The organism is Pseudorhizobium marinum (genome assembly GCF_000705355.1).
Classification (GTDB): Bacteria; Pseudomonadota; Alphaproteobacteria; order Rhizobiales; family Rhizobiaceae; genus Neorhizobium; species Neorhizobium pelagicum.
This window is the reverse complement of the sequence record NZ_JMQK01000002.1, coordinates 163178-181955: the sequence shown is the minus strand read 5'-3', so window position 1 is coordinate 181955 and position 18778 is coordinate 163178. Positions and strand designations below refer to the sequence as shown.

At 63.9% G+C, this 18778-nt stretch carries 15 protein-coding genes; 8 read left to right on the top strand and 7 right to left on the bottom strand.

What is annotated here, in order from left to right:
- Window positions 1–40 precede the first annotated feature (40 nt).
- Window positions 41–487, bottom strand: coding sequence for a plant virulence effector HPE1-like domain-containing protein (locus EO99_RS0103025; RefSeq protein ID WP_029617171.1), 447 nt, complete (start codon window positions 485–487; stop codon window positions 41–43).
- Window positions 488–605: 118 nt separating this feature from the next.
- Window positions 606–1877 (bottom strand): phosphoribosylamine--glycine ligase, encoded by a 1272-nt coding sequence (gene purD, locus EO99_RS0103020; protein ID WP_029617170.1) that lies wholly within the window; start codon window positions 1875–1877, stop codon window positions 606–608.
- A 149-nt stretch (window positions 1878–2026) separates the two neighbouring features.
- Between purD and EO99_RS0103015 the strand changes: the two genes are divergently transcribed.
- From EO99_RS0103015 to ubiA, 3 genes are all read left to right on the top strand, one after another.
- Complete coding sequence (locus tag EO99_RS0103015; protein ID WP_029617169.1) at window positions 2027–4345, top strand: Tex family protein; 2319 nt, start codon at window positions 2027–2029, stop codon at window positions 4343–4345.
- A 154-nt stretch (window positions 4346–4499) separates the two neighbouring features.
- A complete protein-coding gene (locus EO99_RS0103010; protein WP_029617168.1) occupies window positions 4500–5753 on the top strand; it encodes an SAM-dependent methyltransferase in 1254 nt (417 codons plus the stop codon).
- A 52-nt stretch (window positions 5754–5805) separates the two neighbouring features.
- On the top strand, window positions 5806–6759 hold the full coding sequence (gene ubiA / locus EO99_RS0103005; RefSeq protein WP_029617167.1) for a 4-hydroxybenzoate octaprenyltransferase: 954 nt from the start codon (window positions 5806–5808) through the stop codon (window positions 6757–6759).
- A 56-nt stretch (window positions 6760–6815) separates the two neighbouring features.
- Here the strand turns inward: ubiA and EO99_RS0103000 are convergent, their stop codons facing one another.
- On the bottom strand, window positions 6816–7382 hold the full coding sequence (locus tag EO99_RS0103000) for a DUF6101 family protein (RefSeq protein WP_029617166.1): 567 nt from the start codon (window positions 7380–7382) through the stop codon (window positions 6816–6818).
- Between the two features lie 271 nt (window positions 7383–7653).
- Between EO99_RS0103000 and EO99_RS0102995 the strand changes: the two genes are divergently transcribed.
- Window positions 7654–9975 (top strand): DUF1217 domain-containing protein, encoded by a 2322-nt coding sequence (locus EO99_RS0102995; protein WP_029617165.1) that lies wholly within the window; start codon window positions 7654–7656, stop codon window positions 9973–9975.
- Between the two features lie 2 nt (window positions 9976–9977).
- Here EO99_RS0102995 and EO99_RS0102990 read toward each other — a convergent pair whose 3' ends face one another.
- Genes EO99_RS0102990 through EO99_RS0102980 form a run of 3 tightly spaced genes read right to left on the bottom strand, consistent with a single transcriptional unit; the run spans window position 9978 to window position 13064 of the window.
- The gene (locus tag EO99_RS0102990; RefSeq protein ID WP_029617164.1) at window positions 9978–11411 is read right to left on the bottom strand and encodes an FAD-binding oxidoreductase; all 1434 of its coding nucleotides are present in this window, start codon (window positions 11409–11411) and stop codon (window positions 9978–9980) included.
- A 14-nt stretch (window positions 11412–11425) separates the two neighbouring features.
- Window positions 11426–12403: an L-threonylcarbamoyladenylate synthase gene (locus EO99_RS0102985; RefSeq protein ID WP_029617163.1), complete on the bottom strand. Its 978-nt coding sequence runs from the start codon at window positions 12401–12403 to the stop codon at window positions 11426–11428.
- A 52-nt stretch (window positions 12404–12455) separates the two neighbouring features.
- On the bottom strand, window positions 12456–13064 hold the full coding sequence (locus tag EO99_RS0102980) for a DUF6656 family protein (protein ID WP_029617162.1): 609 nt from the start codon (window positions 13062–13064) through the stop codon (window positions 12456–12458).
- A gap of 166 nt (window positions 13065–13230) precedes the next feature.
- Between EO99_RS0102980 and EO99_RS0102975 the strand changes: the two genes are divergently transcribed.
- From EO99_RS0102975 to EO99_RS0102960, 4 genes are all read left to right on the top strand, one after another.
- Window positions 13231–13710, top strand: a complete 480-nt coding sequence (locus EO99_RS0102975; RefSeq protein WP_029617161.1) for a BA14K family protein — start codon at window positions 13231–13233, stop codon at window positions 13708–13710.
- A 200-nt stretch (window positions 13711–13910) separates the two neighbouring features.
- Window positions 13911–14363 carry a BA14K family protein gene (locus EO99_RS0102970; RefSeq protein ID WP_029617160.1) on the top strand — a complete coding sequence of 151 codons (453 nt, stop codon included), beginning with the start codon at window positions 13911–13913 and terminating at the stop codon, window positions 14361–14363.
- Window positions 14364–14546: 183 nt separating this feature from the next.
- Entirely contained in the window at window positions 14547–16325 is a 1779-nt protein-coding gene (locus EO99_RS0102965; RefSeq protein WP_029617159.1) for an acyl-CoA dehydrogenase, read from the top strand.
- Window positions 16326–16335: 10 nt separating this feature from the next.
- Window positions 16336–17097, top strand: coding sequence for a crotonase/enoyl-CoA hydratase family protein (locus tag EO99_RS0102960; RefSeq protein ID WP_029617158.1), 762 nt, complete (start codon window positions 16336–16338; stop codon window positions 17095–17097).
- A gap of 24 nt (window positions 17098–17121) precedes the next feature.
- On the opposite strand, the gene EO99_RS0102955 is transcribed toward EO99_RS0102960, so the two are convergent.
- Window positions 17122–18708, bottom strand: coding sequence for a peroxidase family protein (locus EO99_RS0102955; RefSeq protein ID WP_029617157.1), 1587 nt, complete (start codon window positions 18706–18708; stop codon window positions 17122–17124).
- Window positions 18709–18778: the final 70 nt, after the last annotated feature.

Below are 18778 nucleotides of genomic sequence, written 5' to 3'. Positions count from 1 at the left end.
CCGACGTCAACTGACGTCACGCCGTTAGGCCTGGGGAGGTTCAGTTCAGCCGAAGCTGCAGGGCGCTGAAATCGATCGGCGCCGGCTCGTCTTCGTCCCGCACGGCGGTCGCATCGGGATGCACGGAACCCACGGTGGCATCATGATCGATGCCGTCACCGGTGGTTCCGGCCAGCATCGAGCTGCCGGTCGGCGTCCAGTCGTAGACCTTGCTGATGTGCACCACCGGCGAGCCGCCCAGCCAGTCTTCCGTCCGCACAACCTTCTTCTCGCCGTTGATCTCGACGATCTCGGTCTTCTGTGCGCCGGATTCCAGGACGGGGACCTTGTAGGTGCTGGTCTCTTCCTTGGGCTTCAGGGGAGGGCAATCGCTGCAGCTCTTGGTCATGAGGCTGCCATTGCCGCCGTGGCTCACCAGCGGCGTGATGGACGACGCCAGGGCCGTCCCGCTTGCCAGGATCAGGGCACTCGTCAGCAGAAAACGCATGGCACGACTCCTCTCATGATCGAGAAGCTGTAGCGCAGGAGCATTTCCATCCCGTCAGCAGAACTGGTAAAATTTGAGTTAAGGCGCGAATTGCGGATTTAGGATCTCGACCGACAGCTCAGGCCTTTTCCCGTGCAATCGCCTGCCAGCCGATGTCGCGCCGGCAGAAACCGTTCTCCCACTCCAGCCGGTCGACCAGGGCATAGGCCTTCGCCTGCGCCTCGACGACGGTCGCTCCGGATGCGGTCACATTGAGGACGCGCCCGCCCGTTGCAACGAGTGCGCCGTCTTTCAGCGCCGTGCCGGCATGGAATATCTTCTCGTCGGCCTTCGTCTCCGGCAGCCGGCCGATCGGCGTGTTCTTGTCGTAAGGGCCGGGGTATCCCTTCGAGGCCATCACCACCGTCAGCGCCACGTCGTCGCTCCACTCCGCCGAGACCTGATCGAGGGTGCCCGTGGCCGCGGCATGCAGGAGCGGCAGGAGATCGCTCTTCAGCCGCATCATCAGCACCTGGCATTCCGGATCGCCGAAGCGGACGTTGTACTCGATGAGCTCCGGGCCCTTGGCGGTGATCATCAGCCCGGCGAAGAAGACGCCGGTGAAAGGATGGCCACTCTCCGCCATGCCGCGGATCGTCGGTTCGATGATCTCGCGCATGGTCCGCGCGACCATCTCGTCTGTCATCACCGGCGCGGGGGAATAGGCGCCCATGCCGCCGGTATTCGGTCCGGTGTCGCCTTCGCCGACGCGCTTGTGGTCCTGCGCGGTCGCCAGCGGCAGCGCCGTCTTGCCGTCGGACAGGCAGAAGAAGCTCGCTTCCTCGCCGTCCAGGAAAGCTTCGACCACCACTTCCGCGCCAGCCGAGCCGAAGGCGCCGGAAAAGCAGTCGTCGATGGCCGCCAACGCTTCGTCGAGCGTCATGGCCACGGTTACGCCCTTGCCGGCGGCAAGCCCGTCCGCCTTGATGACGATCGGTGCGCCCTGCTGGCGCGTATAGGCCTTGGCCGCGGCGGCATCGGTGAACCGCTGGTAGGCGCCGGTCGGAATATCGTAGCGGGCGCAAAGGTCCTTGGTGAACCCCTTGGAGCCCTCCAGCTGCGCGGCGGCCGCCGAGGGTCCGAAGACGGCAAGGCCGGCGTCGCGCAGACGGTCCGCAAGACCCGCCACCAGCGGCGCCTCCGGGCCGACGACGACGAGCCCGATGTCCTCGCGACGACAGAAGTCGATGACGGCGGCATGATCGTCGGTGTCGAGGGCCACAAGCTCCGCATGCTCGGCGATGCCCGGGTTGCCGGGGGCGGCAAATAGCTTCGTCAGCTTCGTCGATTGGGCAAGTTTCCAGGCCAGCGCATGCTCGCGTCCACCGGAGCCGATCAGCAGAACCTTCATGTCTCGTCCTCTCTTCTTGCCTTGTGCGGCGGTTAAGGGGAGGGGGCGCAAAGGTCAAGCGCGCATCCTGTGGAATCGCCGGTCTTCCACGTTGCCATGCCTTAAAGTTTGACTATGGTCGCGCCTCCAATCGAGAATGAGAGACCGCCATGGCCGCCGACATCCGTTTCCTTGCTGCAGCAATCGCTGCGGAGATCAATGCCCGACCCGAACAGGCCGCCGCTGCGATCGGACTGATCGACGAGGGCGCCACCGTTCCCTTCATCGCGCGCTACCGCAAGGAAGTGACCGGCGGCCTCGACGACACGCAGCTGCGCAATCTTTCCGAGCGACTGGTCTATCTGCGCGAGCTGGAAGCGCGGCGGACCTCGATCGTCGATTCCATCAGCTCCCAGGGCAAGATGACCGACGAGCTGGCGCGCAAGCTCGCCGGTGCCGCCACCAAGGCCGAACTCGAGGATCTCTATCTTCCCTACAAGCCGAAGCGTCGCACCCGCGCCGAGATCGCCCGCGAACGCGGCCTCCAGCCGCTCGCCGATGCCATCTGGGCCGACCGTACGGCCGATCCCGCCAGGCTTGCCGAAGCCTATGTGGCGGGCGAGGTGACGGACGTGAAGATGGCGCTCGAAGGCGCGCGCGACATCGTCGCCGAAGCGATCTCCGAAAATGCCGACCTCCTCGGGCGCCTGCGCCAGCACATGCGCAACGGCGCCGTGCTGAAGGCGAAGGTGGTCGACGGCAAGCAGGAGGCCGGCGCCAAGTTCTCCGATTATTTCGATCACTCCGAGCGCTGGGCCACGGCCCCCGGCCATCGGGCGCTTGCCATGCTGCGCGGCTGGAACGAGGAGTTCCTGACGCTGTCGATCGAGGTCGATCAGGACGATCCGTCGCCGATCAAGCCTGCGCACCGCATTATCGCCGCCACCTTCCAGATCGGCACCAGGGGACCCGCCGATCTCTGGCTGATGGAAGCCGCCGGCTGGACCTGGCGCGTCAAGCTCTCCACCTCGCTGTCGCTCGACCTGATGCGCGAACTGCGCGAACGCGCCGAGGAAGAGGCGATCCACGTCTTCGCCCGCAATCTGAAGGACCTGCTCTTGGCCGCGCCCGCCGGCTCGCGCCCCACCATGGGTCTGGATCCGGGCATCCGCACCGGCGTCAAGGTCGCGATCGTTGATGGCACCGGCAAGCTTCTGGAGACGACGACGGTCTATCCGTTCCCGCCGCGCAACGACATCCGTGGCACGCAGGCCGAATTGGCGTCCCTGATCCGCAAGCATGGAGTGGATCTGATCGCCATCGGCAATGGTACCGGCAGCCGCGAAACCGAAAAGCTGGTGGCCGACATGCTGGCCAGCCTGCCGGCGTCCTCTTCGGGCGTGAAGCCGACCAAGGTGATCGTCTCGGAAGCCGGTGCCTCCGTCTATTCCGCCTCCGAGACGGCAGCCGCCGAATTCCCCGGCCTCGACGTCTCGCTGCGCGGTGCCGTCTCGATCGCCCGGCGCCTGCAGGATCCGCTCGCCGAACTGGTGAAGATCGAGCCGAAGTCGATCGGCGTCGGCCAGTACCAGCACGACGTCGACCAGGGGAAGCTGTCGCGCTCGCTGGATGCGGTGGTCGAGGATGCGGTGAACGCCGTCGGGGTCGATCTCAACACGGCCTCCAGCCCGCTCCTGGCGCGTGTTTCCGGCCTCAGCCGCTCGATCGCGGATGCCATCGTGTTGCACCGCGACCAGAACGGCCCCTTCCAGAGCCGCAAGGAACTGCTGAAGGTCGCCCGCCTCGGCAACCGCACCTTCGAACAGGCGGCCGGCTTCCTGCGCATCCCGAACGGCAAGGAGCCGCTCGATGCCTCGGCGGTCCACCCGGAAGCCTATGGCGTCGCCAAGAAGATCGTTGCCGCCTGCGGCCGCGACCTGCGTTCGGTCATGGGTGACAGCGGTGCCTTGAAGGCGCTCGATCCGCGCCAGTTCATCGACGAGCAGTTCGGCCTGCCGACGGTCAAGGATATCCTGGCCGAGCTGGAAAAGCCCGGCCGCGATCCGCGCCCGAGCTTCAAGACGGCGACCTTCGCCGAAGGGATCGACGAGATCAGCGACCTGAAGCCCGGAATGCTGCTGGAGGGCACGGTGACCAATGTCGCCGCCTTTGGCGCCTTCGTCGACATCGGCGTGCACCAGGATGGACTGGTGCACGTCTCGCAACTGGCCGACCGCTTCGTCAAGGATCCGCACGAGGTGGTGAAGGCCGGCGACGTCGTGAAGGTCCGGGTGGTCGAGGTAGACGCCAAGCGCAAGCGCATCGCGCTGACCATGCGCAAGGACGGCGGTGAGGCGGCACCTGCTCCGCGCGGTGCCGATCGCGGTGCACCGAGGGTCAATCCCAAGCAGATGAAGGCGGAGCCGAAAGGAGCCTCGGCTCCGGGCGCACTGGGGGCCGCTTTGGCGGAAGCGATGAAGCGTCGCTGAGGCCAATTCTCACCCTCTGGAAGATCGGACGCCGTTCACCTGTTGGACGGCGTCTCTTTTTGTGCCACTTTTGTGGCAGAGACTCAGTTTGCAATTTTACTCCAGCCGTTTAATCCTTCCCTTTCAGCTAGATAGACTTCGTTAGGAGGTGAATATGACCTCGTCCCTGCGTCGACTTCTCGCCAAGATCATCAAAAAAGGCAGCCTCTCGGTCAGTGGCCCCGTCGGCTCGCAGACCTTCGGCAACGGTGGAGGGCGCAGCGTTTCCATCCGCTTCACCGACGCGAAAGCGGAGGAGGAAATCGCCGCCGACCCGCAGCTGAAGCTCGCCGAGGTCTACATGGACGGACGGCTGGTCTTCGAAGAAGGCGACGTCTACGACCTGCTCGCTCTCGTGAAGGACAATACGCTGAGCGAGGCCCTGACGCCGGGGATGATCTGGCGCGGCCTCTACAGGATCGCCGAGGCGAGGGTGCGCCGCGCGGTCCCCGTCAACCGCAACCAGCGCAATGTGGCTCACCACTATGACCTGAGCGCCAAGCTCTTCGACCTCTTTCTCGACGAGGACTGGCAGTATTCCTGCGCCTACTTCAATCCACCCGGCATCAGTCTCTACGAGGCGCAACAGGCAAAGAAGCGGCACATCGCCGCCAAGCTCCTGGCCGAACCTGGCCAGCGGGTGCTCGAGATCGGCTCGGGATGGGGCGGGATGGCCATGTACCTGGCGGAATCCTCCGGCGTCGAGGTGACCGGCATCACGCTGAGCCAGGAGCAGTTGCGCGTCTCGCGGGACCGGGCGTTGAAGCGGGGTCTCGCGGATCGGGTTCGCTTCGAGCTTCAGGACTACTACTACCTCCACAGGGAGAAGTTCGACCGCCTGGTCTCCGTCGGCATGTTCGAACATGTCGGCATCCAGAACTACGGACGCTTCTTCCGGAAGGTCGACGAGATGCTCGACGACGACGGCGTCATGGTTCTTCACTCGATCGGGCAGCCCTCTCCCATGCGCTTCAACAGCCCCTTCATCGAAAAATACATATTCCCCGGCGGCTACATCCCGTCTCTGGCGGAGGTCATGCCGGCTGTCGAGAAGGCCGGGCTGCTCGTCGCCGACATCGAGATCCTGCCGATGCACTATGCCCACACGCTGCGGCACTGGCGCGAGCGCTTCATGGCGCGCAGGCAAGAGGCGGCGGCGCTCTACGACGAACGCTTTGTACGGATGTGGGAATTCTACCTGGCGGCGTCCGAGATGGCCTTCACCCACGAGAACTTCTTCATCTTCCAGATGCAGATCGTCAAGAAGCGCATGAGCGTGCCGGACAACCGCGGCTACATTGCGCAGCGGGAGGAACGGCTGAAGCAATTCGAGGCGACGCGCGCGCCGCTGGAGCCGGTGATGTTCTGACCGCGGGTCGCCCGGCTTGACCGTCGGTCTTCAAGCCAGCTAGGACCATGACATGACAAAGGCGGACGATCTGAACGGCCGCGTCTATGACGCGCCATCGAACAACTGGGTGTACCGGGTCTTGCCTCGGTCAGCCTGGCCCTATGCGCAGCTTGCCCGCTGGGACCGCCCGATCGGTTGGCAGCTGCTGATGTGGCCGTGCTTCTGGTCGTCGGCACTGGCGGCCAACCGGGCGGCAGAGCTCGGCAGCCTCTCTGTCGGCCTCTTCGTCTTCCACCTGTTTCTGTTCTTTGCAGGGTCGGTTGCCATGCGCGGCGCCGGCTGTACCTACAATGACCTGGTTGACCAGAAAATAGACAATGAGGTCGCGCGCACCCGCTCGCGACCGCTGCCGTCGGGCCGGGTGACCCGCTTTGAAGCGAAGACGTTTCTCGCAGTCCAGGCGCTGGTCGGCCTGCTTGTGCTGATTCAGTTCAACAGCTTTGCGATTGTCCTCGGCATCATGTCCCTGGCCGTCGTCGCGGTTTACCCGTTCGCCAAGCGGTTTACCGATTGGCCCCAGTTCTTCCTCGGGCTTGCCTTCTCCTGGGGTGGCCTGATGGGCTGGGCCGGCATGTTCGGCAGCCTGTCCTGGGCGCCGGTCTGGCTCTACCTCGGCGCGATCGCCTGGACGATCGGCTACGACACGATCTATGCCCATCAGGACAAGGAGGACGATGCACTGGTCGGGGTCCGCTCCACCGCCCGCCTCTTCGGCGAGAACACAAAGCGCTGGCTCATCGGCCTCTACGGGTTGACGCTGCTGTTGCTGCTGCTTGCCTACGCGTTAGCCGGTGTGGGCTTCGTGGCCTATCTGGGCCTGATCCTCGCCGCGCTCATGTTTGCCTGGCAGATCGTGATGCTCGACATCGATGATGCAGATCAGTGCCTGTCGCTGTTCAAGTCCAACAATCGGGTGGGCGCGGTGATCTTTGCCGGTCTCGTCCTGGCACTGCCCTTTGCCTGAAACGCAGAAACCCGGCCTGTGGCCGGGTTCCAGCATCAACGCACGGCGGTGGATCTTTAGTCTCGCGCGATGATCTCTTTGCCCTCGATCTTCATCGTCACGCCCAGCTGGCCAGTCGTGCGACGAACCAGGAAGCGCGGCCGGCGGGCAGCAAAATAGGAGTGGCGGCGGCGCGGCTTGGCAGCCTGGGCACGCAGATCGCCGAGATGGTTCTCCAGCGGATGTGCAATGCCGTCCGCCTCGACCATCAGCATCGGAATGCGGAAGGCTTCCGACCAGCTGCGCCAGTCGGCGGCGATATCGCAGAGATCATGGGCGACGAGCAGCGGAATGCAGAGATCCGGATCCTCGTGATGCAGTTCCAGGGTGACGGTCACTTCGCCGTCGCCATGATCGATGGCGCGCGCCGCTACGCCCTTGAAGGCGCGGGCTGGCAGGGCGAAGGACAATGGCAGGCCACAGGCCGGCAGGATCTTGCGCAGAACCGCGCCGCGTTCGTCGATGGTGACGACGACGTCTTCAGATGAACCGCGCTGGGCGTAGGCGACCTGCTGCGGAAAGCGCGATGGGTCTAACCTGAGTGTGGAACCTGCCCAGGCAGGCTTCAGAACCGTGTTTGTCATCGTGTATGCAACCCTTGTTTTACCTGAGAGCCGTTTCCGGTTTCTCTGCGGGACTTATGTCCTCTGATGCAGGGACCATACGGGGCCGCCCGTACCCGACGGCTTAAAAATCGCGGTTAAAGAAGTTTTGCCTCGGGCGATGGTTATCGAAACCCCACCCGTCTCGGTTTCCAGACCGTGAACGGGACACCTGCACAATTGGGGCTAAGCCTCGGGCAAGGCTGTGCTAGGATGATGGCTGCGACATCACTATGAGCGGAGTCTCAGTTTCATGGTCTCGACCTACCTCAGCTACGATCTTGTCAACCGCGACATGCCCAAGACATTGCAGCGCGTGGCCGCGGACGGTCAGGTTTCGCGCGAGGCGCAGTACTACGCCGACAACATCGGCAAGGTGACGACCATCGATGAGTTCATGGATGACTACCGGCTCTTCTCCTACGCGATGAAGGCCCATGGTCTGGAAGAGATGACCTATGCCAAGGCGTTCATGAAGCAGGTTCTGGAGAGCGACCTCAACGACGAGAGCAGCTTTGCCAGCCGCGTCGCCGACGACCGCTACCGCGACTTTGCCGCCGCCTTCAATTTTTCGAGCACCGGCACTGCCGCCATTGCTCAATCGGCAGCACAGCAGGACGAGATACTGGGTCTCTATGATCAGAGCATCCTCAACACGGCCGACGCCACCGCCGAAGAGACCAGGTACTACAAGGTCATGTTGGCGCAGGTCGACAGCGTCGATGACATTCTGTCGAATGATCGACTGCGCCGTTACGTCTTCGAGAGTTTCGGAATCGATGACACCGTCTATTCCTATCAGACCGTCAAGGCGGCGATGAGCAGCGACCACAACGACCCCGCCAGCTATTCCAACACTGTCCTGAAAGACCAGTTGACCTCGCTGGAGGGAAAGCTCGCCGTCACGAAGTCCGAACTCGCCGCTTTGGGCAATAAGGCTACGGAGCACGTCGACAAGAAGGCAGCGCTGCGGGCAGAGATTGCGGCATATGAAAAGGCGGTCACCTCCACACAGGGACATATTGATCTGGCCGGCGCGTTCCAATTCGCGGCAGACGGAACGGCGACCAAGGGCAGTGCTCAGACTGAAGCTCAGCTGACGGCGGTCACGGACCTCTATCTCCTCAGCCGTCCCCGGCAAACGCAAGCTTCGGCCCTTCGTGAGAATGAATATTTCGAGGAGAAGATCGGTTCGATCACGTCCGTTGCCGAACTGCTTGGTGACGAGCGGCTCTACAACTTTGTGCGCAAGGCCTTCAATCTCGATGAACTGTTTGTCGTCAAGTCGACGTTGGAGCAGATTTTGACGAGCGATCTTTCAGATCCCGACAGCTACGCCAACATCTATGCCAAGGAGCGGCCGCAGTATCTTGAGCTTGCGGAAGCCTTCAATTTCAAGACGGACGGCACGTTGAACGGAAGCACTGCACAGACGCCGACGCAGACCCTGAAATCCTCGAACAACTACTTCAGTCGATACGACGATAAGCAGGAGGAGGCGGACGAAAAGGCCATCAAGCTCTACAAGTCGGAAATGGCGGCAGTCACCTCGATCGATGACTTCCTGTCGGATGATGCGATCTACGGTTTTGCGCTGAAGGCTGTGGGACTGGATCCCGAGACTGTGTCTTTGTTGACCCTCAAGAACGTCCTCAAGAGCGATCTGTCGGACCCGAAAAGCTACGTCTACAAGTTGAAGGACGATCGCTATCTCACGCTTGCTCAGGCGTTCAATTTCACCAGGGACGGATCGATCTCGGCTCCCGTACAAGCGCAATCGACGACAACCATCCAGAGCACGGCTAAGGAATACATCGTCGAGCAGACCCGCTTTCTCAAGGGAACCGAGAAAGAGGCCGCGCGCGAAAAGGCCGACGTCGAATCGAGCTATTACACCAGCACAATGGCAGGCATCAAAACGCGTGACGAGTTGCTGTCGGACCGGCGCCTTGTGGATTTTGTTCTCGTCGCCAAAGGGATCGATCCGGCAACGGTCACCGATGACTACATCAAGCAGGTGTTCTCGTCCGACCTCAGCGATCCCGCCAGCTTCGTCAACCAACAGACGGACAGGCGCTTCGCTGAGCTGCTCGGGACATTCAACTTCAACAAAGCCGGCCATCTGGACCGCAACGCGTCCGCCGCCATTCAGAATGCCGGTCAGACGCTGGAAACGCAGAACCTCCATCTGCGCCAGACGCTTGAGACGCAGCAGGGGGAAGAGAACGCCGGCGTCCGCCTCGCCCTTTACTTCGAGAGAATGTCGGCTTCCATTACCGACTCCTACGAGATCGTCGGCGACGAGGCGCTGCTGGAGTTCGTCCGGATTACCTTCAGCCTGCCCACAGAGATGGGAAACATGGATGTCGATCAGCAGGCAAAACTCATCGAGCGAAGCCTGGATCTTCAGGATCTGAAGGATCCGACGAAGCTGCAGAAGCTCATCCAGCGGTTCACGATCCTTTATGACCTCGAAACCGGCGACACCGGATCTTCGGCAGTGAGCATCCTGACCGGCTCGGGCTCGCTCGGGATCACCGCCGACATGCTGCTGTCGATCTCCAGGTACCGCTAGCCCTAATCGATCGAGATCACTTTCCCTGGGTTCATGATATTGGCGGGGTCGAAGGCGCGCTTGATGCGGCGCATCAGGTCGATCTCGATGGCCGGCCGGATGCGGGCCAGCTCGTCGCGCTTCAGCTGACCGATGCCGTGTTCGGCCGAGATCGAGCCGTTCATGGACAGGACGATGCCGTGCACGATCCCGTTGATCTCGCGCCACCGCTCCAGGAAGGCCTGCTTGTCGGCGCCCACGGGCTGCGAGATGTTGTAGTGGATGTTGCCGTCGCCCAGATGCCCGAAGGCGCAGATCCGGGCGCCGGGCATCGCCGCCAGCACACCCTTTTCCGCCGCCTCCATGAAGGCGGGAATGCTGGAGACCGGCACCGAGACATCGTGCTTGATGGAGCCGCCTTCCGGCTTCTGCGCGTCCGACATGCTCTCGCGCATGTGCCAGAGCGCCTTCTGCTGGGCGACCGAGGAGGCGATCACCGCATCGCGGACGAGGCCCGTTTCCAGGCCGAGTTCAAGGAGCGACTGGACCATGGTCTCCGCCGTCTCGGCGGAATCGGAGGTGGAGATGTCGATCAGCGCGTACCAGGGATGAGGTTCCGACAGCGGGTCGCGCACGCCGTCGATATGGCGCGTGGTGAATTCGACGCCGATGCGCGGCATCAGCTCGAAGCCCGTCAGCGCCGTGCCGCAGAGGTTTGAGGCCTTCTCGAAAAGGCGCAAGGCGTCTTCCGGGGAGGAGAGACCGGCAAAGGCGACCTGATGCCCGACCGGTTGCGGGAAGAGCTTCAGCACCGCACCCGTGATGATCCCCAGCGTCCCCTCCGCGCCGATGAACAGGTCGCGCAGGTCGTAGCCGGTGTTGTCCTTCTTCAGCCGTCGCAGCCCGTCCCAGATCTCGCCGGTGGGCAGCACGACCTCCAGCCCCAGGCAGAGCTGCCGCATGTTGCCATAGGCAAGCACCGCCGTGCCACCGGCATTGGTCGCCAGGTTTCCGCCGATCCGGCAGGAGCCCTCGGACCCGAGTGACAGCGGAAACAGGCGCCCGACGTCTTCTGCGGCCTTCTGGACCTCGGCAAGGATCGCACCGCCCTCGGCCACCAGCACGTTGGCGACGGGATCGACATCCCGGATGCGGTTCATCCGCTCCAGCGAGACGATCAGCTCCGTGCCGGCAGTGCTCGGCACCTGTCCGCCAACCAGCCCGGTGTTGCCGGTCTGCGGCACGATGGCGGTGCGGGTCTCGGTGGCGAGCTTCAGGATCTCTGACACCTCCTGCGTGCTGCCCGGCTTCAGCACCATGGGCGAGACGCCGCGGTAAAGGCCACGGTTTTCCACCAGTCGGGGCGCAATATCCGCTTGGTCCCGCAGGGCATTCGCCTCGCCGACGATGGCTGCAAACTGATGCAGAAGATCCGATGGCACGCCTTGGATTGTCATTCTCGCTGTCTCCGTCATGTCCTTGGTGCGGCGGCGCGGCTCAGCCGGTCGTTGATGGCCTCGCCCAGCCCGTCCGCGGGAATGGGTACCACCGCAATGCCGACCTCTGTCGCGGCATCGGCCTTCTTCATGTAGTCGAACAGGTTCGCCGCCGCCTCGCGAAGGTCGCCGGCAGGGCTGAGGTCCAGGATCACGGCGGCCCGATCTTCACCGGATACGGGCTCGCCGGCGAATGAGATCAGTGCTTCTCCCGGCCTGACTTCCCGGGTGTCGAGCCGCACCGGCGCCGTCGGCGCATAGTGGGAGGCGAGCATGCCGGGCGCTTCGATCGTCGCGGAAGGCGATGCCGGACGCACGATCGTTCGCCCGGTTACGGCCTCCAGCTCCTCCGCCGAAATGCCGCCCGGGCGCAGCAGCCGGATCGTCTCGTCCTCGACGCGCACGATCGTCGATTCGACACCGACCGGGGCGGCATCGCCGTCGATGATCAGCGCGAGCTTTTCCCCCAGATCCTCCGCGACGTGCTGCGCATGCGTGGGGCTGATCCTGCCGGAGGTATTGGCGCTCGGCGCGGCGAGCGGCCTGCCGAAGGCCCGGATCAGGGAGGCGGCAAAGCCCTTGGGGACCCGCAGGCCGACCGTGTCGAGACCTGCCGTCGCCAGCGCGTGAATGCCGCTGTCTGCCTTGAGCGGCAGGATGAGGGTGAGGGGCCCCGGCCAGAACGTTTCCGCCAGATGCCGCGAGATCGGGTCGAAGTGGGCGTAGCGTTCGGCCATGCCCAGATCGCACATGTGGCAGATCAGCGGATTGAACTGCGGCCGGCCCTTCGTCTCGTAGATGCGCCCGACCGCCAGCGGATCGGTTGCATCGGCCGCCAGCCCATAGACCGTCTCGGTGGGAATGGCGACGGGCAGCCCCTTTGCCAGGACCGCGCGCGCGGCCTCGACCGCCTCTTCGAACCCGTCGCTGATGTGGATGATCTTTGCCGTCATGACTGCCGTCCTAGCGCGGAATGGCTGTAACCGGCAATCCGGTTGATCGGCTCTAGAGCTTTTTGACCTCGGCGCGCACGGCGGCGTTCGGTGCTCCCAGCATCAGCACGTTTTTCATCGCCTCCTGCGGGTCGCCGGTGCGAAACAGCAGTCCGTTCTTGCGGATGGAGCGATCGATGCGGAAGGTATCTCCCGGCGCCTTCTCGAAGGCGACTGCGAAATACATGCGGCCGGTGCTGCTGCGGATATGTTCGAAGAAGGGGTAGGTTTCGCTGATGTCGGATGCGAAGTTTGCGATGTAGAACGACCATTTGACCCGTTCCCGGGCATCGAAGGAGGTACTGGAGGTCGTCACATGGCAGTAGCCGAGATGCGGGATCTCCTCGAGCACCCGGTAGAAGATCATCTTCGGAAAGCGGATCTCCTCATGAAACGAGTTGATGCGGCGGTAGGTGGTCTGCCCGGCGGCTGCAAGGATCCTGCCCGTGCGCTCAGCCACCTCTTCAGGCGCAAGATAGCGCCTTTTCGCAGGCAGCGACGGCGGTGCCGGCCGCGCAATCTTTCCGGTGCGCAGGAATTCTGAATGAGGCGCGAGACCCGTCGCCCACCGGCTGTCCGTGGGCGTCGTCGCGTAGTAGCGCAGCTTTCCGCTCGTCGGCACCTGAAGTCCTCATCTGGTGGTTCGTTCCAGCCGGATCCTATCCCGACATCGTTAATGCGCCGTATCTTGCCGGCCCGGTGAGCCATCGCGGCACCTTCGGTCCCGGAACCATCCGGTGCACCGGTCGTTCTTCCGCCAGACCGATAAGAAAAGAGAGGAAACCCTCATGCGCGTGCTCAGCTCCCGCATCACGACGATAGCCGCCGCCTTGGCCGTCGCCATCACCAGCTATGTCCCCGTCAACGCCTTGCCGCTGCCGGCTGCATCGGCGCCGGTCGCGCAAAATCTCGTCACCGACGTGCAGTACCGCGATCGTAGGGACCATCGCTGGGATCGCCGCGACCGCCGTCGCGATTATCGCAGAGACTTCCGTCGTGACGACCGGGCCGGCTACTACAGGGGCCATCGAGGCTACCGCGAGCGCCGGAGCGGCTATCGCTATTACAACGGTTTCTGGTTCCCGCTGGCCGCATTCTCCGCCGGTGCGATCATCGGAGGCAGTGCCTCCCAGGCACGTCCGGGCCGTGCCCTCAGCCCGCGGCACTACCAGTGGTGCGAGAACCGGTATCGGTCGTACCGCGCCTCCGACAACAGCTACCAGCCCTATCAGGGCCCGCGGAGCCAGTGCAACTCGCCCTATTCCTGAGCGGAGCAGCGCGACCGACAACAGGCCGTCCGGATGTCCGGGCGGCCTTTCTGCGTCACGCGGAGCGTCTTGCCGGAATCTGCGTTAATCGCCGGTTCAGCTTGGAAATCCTAGGGTGTTCGCGATCCAGAGACGACCCTGCGGCAAGAGATATGCCCGGTCGGCAGGAGCGCAGACAGTCAACTTGAATGGAGACAACAATGATAAACCTGTTCAGGAAGGTCGCGGTTGCCGCACTCTCCGCAACGGTCATGGCCGGTGCTCTCGTTCCGGCGCAGGCCATGCCGGTCATCGCAGCCCCCGCGGCCAATATCGAAGTCAAGTCGGACGTGACCCAGGTGCGACATCGCGACTATCGGCGCGGCTACTACCACGGTCACCGTGGTTACCGGCATCACCGGCCCGGCTATCGCCACCATGACGGCTACTGGTTCCCTCTCGCCGCTTTCGGTGCCGGCGCACTGATCGGCGGTGCCATCGCCGCGCAACCGCGTTACGTCGAGCCGGCTCCGGCTCCCGTCTACCGCGCCAGCGGCATCAACCCGCGCCACTACCAGTGGTGCGAGGCGCGCTACCGGTCTTACGACAGCTATTCCAACACCTTCCAGCCCTACAGCGGGCCCCGGCAGACCTGCCTCTCGCCCTACTACTGATCGCCTCCTGAAGGAGTGCGCGTTCGAAGCCCGTCCGGTCTTGCACCGGGCGGGCTTTTGCATGCCTATTGCCGGTCTCTGAAGCGGCAGCGATTGACAAGCTGAATTACGTTTACGTAAAATGCAGCAACGCTGCTGGGTCCGCCCTGTCGTGTCTCAGCGGGTCATGAGGAGGATCCAAGCATGTACAAAGCCCCCGTCGAAGACATCGCCTTCACGCTGAACCACGTCGCCGGCCTTGCCGATGCCATCGCCGCCGGAAAGCTGGGCGACCTGGGCGCGGATCTGGTCGAAGCGATCCTGGACGAGGCCGGCCGTTTTGCCACCAACGAGATGGCCCCTCTGGGAGAAATCGGTGACCGGCAGGGTGCGCGCCTGCAGGACGGCGTGGTGACGACGCCGGACGGCTGGGCCGATCTCTACCGGTCCTGGCGCGAGGGCGGCTGGAACGGCCTGACCGGTCCGGAAGCCTACGGCGGCCAGGGCCTGCCGCACATGCTGAATGTTGCGGCGCTCGAAATGTGGAATTCCTCCTCCATGGCCTTCGCATTGGCGCCGACGCTGACGATGGGCGCCATCGAAGCGCTCGACAAGCATGGCAGCGAAGCACTGAAGGCAAGATACCTGGAGAAGCTGGTCTCCGGCGAATGGACCGGGACGATGAACCTGACCGAGCCGCATGCGGGCTCCGACCTCGGCGTCCTGAAGACCCGTGCAGAACGCAGTGATGACGGCAGCTACCGCATCTTCGGCCAGAAGATCTACATCACCTGGGGCGAGCACGACGCCGCCGACAATATCATTCACCTCGTGCTGGCCCGGCTCCCCGATGCGCCGGCCGGCACCCGCGGCATCTCGCTCTTCCTGGTGCCGAAGTTCCTCGTGGAAGAGGATGGCGCGATCGGCGCCCGCAACGATGTCTTCTGTCACTCCATCGAACACAAGCTCGGCATCCACGGTTCGCCAACCTGCACGATGATCTATGGCGACGGCAAGTTCGGTGAAAAGGGCGCGATCGGCTGGCTGATCGGCGAGGAGAACAAGGGCCTCGCCTGCATGTTCACGATGATGAACAATGCCCGCCTCGCGGTCGGCATGCAGGGCGTCGCGATCGCCGAAGCCGCCACGCAGAAGGCCGTCGCATTTGCCCGCGAGCGCACCCAGGGCAAGGCACCCGGCTGGACGGGTGCGGGCATGAGCCCGATCATCGAACATCCCGACGTCGCGCGCATGCTGCTGACCATGACGGCGCTGACGCAAGGCTCGCGTGCTATCTGCTACGCCTGCGCCCATGCCATCGACATGGCCCATCGCACCGAGGGCGAAGAGGCACGGATGTGGACCGAACGGGCCGCACTCCTGACGCCGATCGCCAAGTCGTTTGCGACCGATGCCGGCGTCGATGTGGCCTCGCTCGGCATCCAGGTCCATGGCGGCATGGGCTTCATCGAGGAAACCGGGGCAGCTCGCTATCTGCGCGATGCCCGCATCGCACCGATCTATGAAGGCACCAACGGCATCCAGGCGATCGATCTCGTCGCCCGCAAGCTGCCGCTGTCGGGCGGCGCCCAGGTCAGCGGCTTTATCGGCGAGCTGAGAACGATTGCCGACCGTGTCGCCAGCGCGGCGGACGCAGGGCTCGGCGAAACGGCCGAGCGGCTGAAGGCATCGATCGACGAACTGGAGGCCGCAACGCAGTGGCTGCTGAAGGCGCAGGCCGCGGGGCAGGTGGCCGAGGCACTGGCAGGCGCGACGCCCTATCAGCGCCTGTTCGGACTGGTCCTCACCGGGGCCTATCTCGCCAAGGGTGCCCTGGCGAAGGTCGATGACGGCAAGACGGATGGTCGCATTGCCCTCTGCCGGTTTGCGGCGGAAAATCTGCTGCCGGAAACGGCAGCCCTGAAGCGGCAGGTGGTCGAAGGCGCCGAAAGCCTCGCCGCCGCCCGCATCGTTCTGGCGTGAGGAGAGAGCAATGACCGAGACCCATGTCCTCATCGAGCACCCGCAGGCGCAACCGGGCGTGATGGTGATCCGGCTCAACCGGCCGGACAAGAAGAACGCCATCACCACCGCCATGTACGACCGCTTGACGGCGGCATTGCACGAGGCGAACAACCATCCTGCCGTCCGCGCCGTGGCCTTCCTCGGCACCGACGGCTGCTTCTCGGCTGGCAACGACATGGCCGATTTCCTCGCCTTTGCCATGAGCGGCGAAGGGCGTCCGGCGGCGGCCGTTTTCCTGCAGGCGTTGGCCACCTGCGACAAGCCGATGGTCTCCGGCGTCGACGGCCTGGCGATCGGCATCGGCACGACGCTGAACCTCCACTGCGACATGACGATCGCCTCCGACCGCAGCCTCTTCCGCACCCCCTTCGTGGATCTGGCGCTCGTCCCGGAAGCCGCCTCCAGCCTCCTGGCGCCGCGCATCATGGGCCACCAGCGCGCCTTCGCCATGCTTGTCGCGGGCGAAGGGTTTTCTGCCGAGCAGGCCCGCGAGGCCGGTATCGTCTGGAAGGTCGTGGCGCCTGGGGAGGTGGAGGCGCAGACGCTGGCACTGGCCGCAAGCCTCGCCGCCAAGCCGCCGCATGCGTTGAAGATTGCCCGCAACCTCATCCGCGGTAATGGCGACGATGTGCTCGCCCGCATGGACGAGGAACTCGTTCACTTCACGGCGCAGCTGCGAAGCGCCGAGGCCCGCGCCGCCTTCGAGGCCTTCATGACCCGCAAGGGCTGACGCGGTCTCGGCACCAGGTCGCGGTCAGGCCGCAGGGCCAATCGGGTTGACGTCGCCGACGAAGCGGATCAGGTCTGCCATGGTGAAGTGGCCCTCGGTTGCGCAGGGCAGCTCCGGCTTCCAGTTGGAGCGCTTCCAGAGGAAGGACTCCTGGTCGCCATGGACCATGCCGAGGAAGGTCTCCGCCACGATGGTGGAGGCCATCGGTCCAAGTCGTGCACCCTTGTAGTGGTGCTCCGCTTCCTTCAGCACGTAATACCAGAGCGGCGTCGTCTCGTGCAGCCCGTGCTTCTCGGCAACCTCGCCGTCCGGTCCTGTGGCAATCTCGTCGGGTGTCATCGGCTCGATGCCCATCGCCCGGCAGATCGCCTGGCCCGACGGCAGCCCGATCTGCACGCCGCGCCGCAGGTTGCGGAAGGCGAGGTTCGCCTCGCTCCGGCCCTGCTCCGTCGGATCGTCCCGAAGTCCTGGAAGGCTGTGCAGCGAGGGGGCGATGAACGGGTCGAGCTTGCGCGAGAAGTTGAAGGTGAAGTCCGGCCCGCCCTGACCGGCGATGTCGAAGAAGCGTCGCCAGTCGATCACCCAGTTCGACGGCAACTGCTTGAGGGGTGGCAGCGGCGGTGGCGGCGGAGAGGGGTCCGGTGCCAGTTCTCCGACGATCTTCCCGGATTTGCCCGTGAAGAAGAACAAGAGGTCCAGGCTGCCGTTGGCGAATGTGCCGTCTTCCGGCCCGAAGACCCGGTTGTGGCTGTAGGTCTCCCGCACCATCGAATGGCCGAGCCGGTAGCAGGCTGCGGCAAATTCCGACGGCATGTAGGGGCGCAGCTTGAACCGGTAGAACTGGCGGCCATGCGTCTTGATCTTCGTGACCAGCCCCGGCTCCGTCAGCCGCTCCACGAAGTCGAACAGTACGATCCACTGGTAGTGCCAGGTGACGATCCGGCGCGCTTCGCTGAAAAGCGCCATCCCTTTCAGCGTCGGATCCTTGTGCTGGAGCCAGTAGACGACAGCATTGTGGAACCTCAGCATCAGCAGGTGCATCTGCGCCACCAGCAGGTTCTCGTCGTTGCGTTCGTCGAAGATCAGCGCGTGACCCACCTGGTTGCGCGGCAGATCGTTCGGCAGGGAGGGTATCTTTTTCCCCGCCTGGTCGGTCGATTCCGCCGTGTGACCGATCAGCATCTTCGGAATGATGGCGAAGCTCGTCACGTCGCGCTGGTAGAGATAGGGATGGATGCCCGGTCCGTCGCCGTAGACGGAATCGAGATCCAGCGCCGGCGTGCGAAAGTTCTCCGTCGCCTTCGGATCGGCCTTCTGCTGGTCGAGCGGCGTCGTGTCGAGTGTGATGTCGTGGTCGATGAACTGGCCGAGATAGGTGTATCCCGCCGGGATGCTCCGGTTGTCGCCCTCGGGATCCGGGTTGTCCCCCGGTTCTCCCTTGTCCCGCATCGCCTCTGCCAGTTCGAACAGGGCGTCGTCCTCGGCATTCAGCGGCACGAGACCGGGAAACATGATGCCGAATTTGCCGGGATCCCCGATCCCGTTGAAAGAATGCAGCGTCCCGCGCTTCATGCCGCGGACGCCATGGCCATGCATGGCGATGTCAGTCATGATAAACCCCTCCTGATGGCGCAGCCTCTGGTTATTCCCCTCTGGAAATAATCGCCATGATTGCATCACT

Bases quoted from the DNA above. Each gene is read 5' to 3' on its own strand.
- EO99_RS0103025 (WP_029617171.1), bottom strand. From the start codon at position 487: ATGCGTTTTCTGCTGACGAGTGCCCTGATCCTGGCAAGCGGGACGGCC.
- purD (WP_029617170.1), bottom strand. From the start codon at position 1,877: ATGAAGGTTCTGCTGATCGGCTCCGGTGGACGCGAGCATGCGCTGGCC.
- EO99_RS0103015 (WP_029617169.1), top strand. From the start codon at position 2,027: ATGGCCGCCGACATCCGTTTCCTTGCTGCAGCAATCGCTGCGGAGATC.
- EO99_RS0103010 (WP_029617168.1), top strand. From the start codon at position 4,500: ATGACCTCGTCCCTGCGTCGACTTCTCGCCAAGATCATCAAAAAAGGC.
- ubiA (WP_029617167.1), top strand. From the start codon at position 5,806: ATGACAAAGGCGGACGATCTGAACGGCCGCGTCTATGACGCGCCATCG.
- EO99_RS0103000 (WP_029617166.1), bottom strand. From the start codon at position 7,382: ATGACAAACACGGTTCTGAAGCCTGCCTGGGCAGGTTCCACACTCAGG.
- EO99_RS0102995 (WP_029617165.1), top strand. From the start codon at position 7,654: ATGGTCTCGACCTACCTCAGCTACGATCTTGTCAACCGCGACATGCCC.
- EO99_RS0102990 (WP_029617164.1), bottom strand. From the start codon at position 11,411: ATGACAATCCAAGGCGTGCCATCGGATCTTCTGCATCAGTTTGCAGCC.
- EO99_RS0102985 (WP_029617163.1), bottom strand. From the start codon at position 12,403: ATGACGGCAAAGATCATCCACATCAGCGACGGGTTCGAAGAGGCGGTC.
- EO99_RS0102975 (WP_029617161.1), top strand. From the start codon at position 13,231: ATGCGCGTGCTCAGCTCCCGCATCACGACGATAGCCGCCGCCTTGGCC.
- EO99_RS0102970 (WP_029617160.1), top strand. From the start codon at position 13,911: ATGATAAACCTGTTCAGGAAGGTCGCGGTTGCCGCACTCTCCGCAACG.
- EO99_RS0102965 (WP_029617159.1), top strand. From the start codon at position 14,547: ATGTACAAAGCCCCCGTCGAAGACATCGCCTTCACGCTGAACCACGTC.
- EO99_RS0102960 (WP_029617158.1), top strand. From the start codon at position 16,336: ATGACCGAGACCCATGTCCTCATCGAGCACCCGCAGGCGCAACCGGGC.
- EO99_RS0102955 (WP_029617157.1), bottom strand. From the start codon at position 18,708: ATGACTGACATCGCCATGCATGGCCATGGCGTCCGCGGCATGAAGCGC.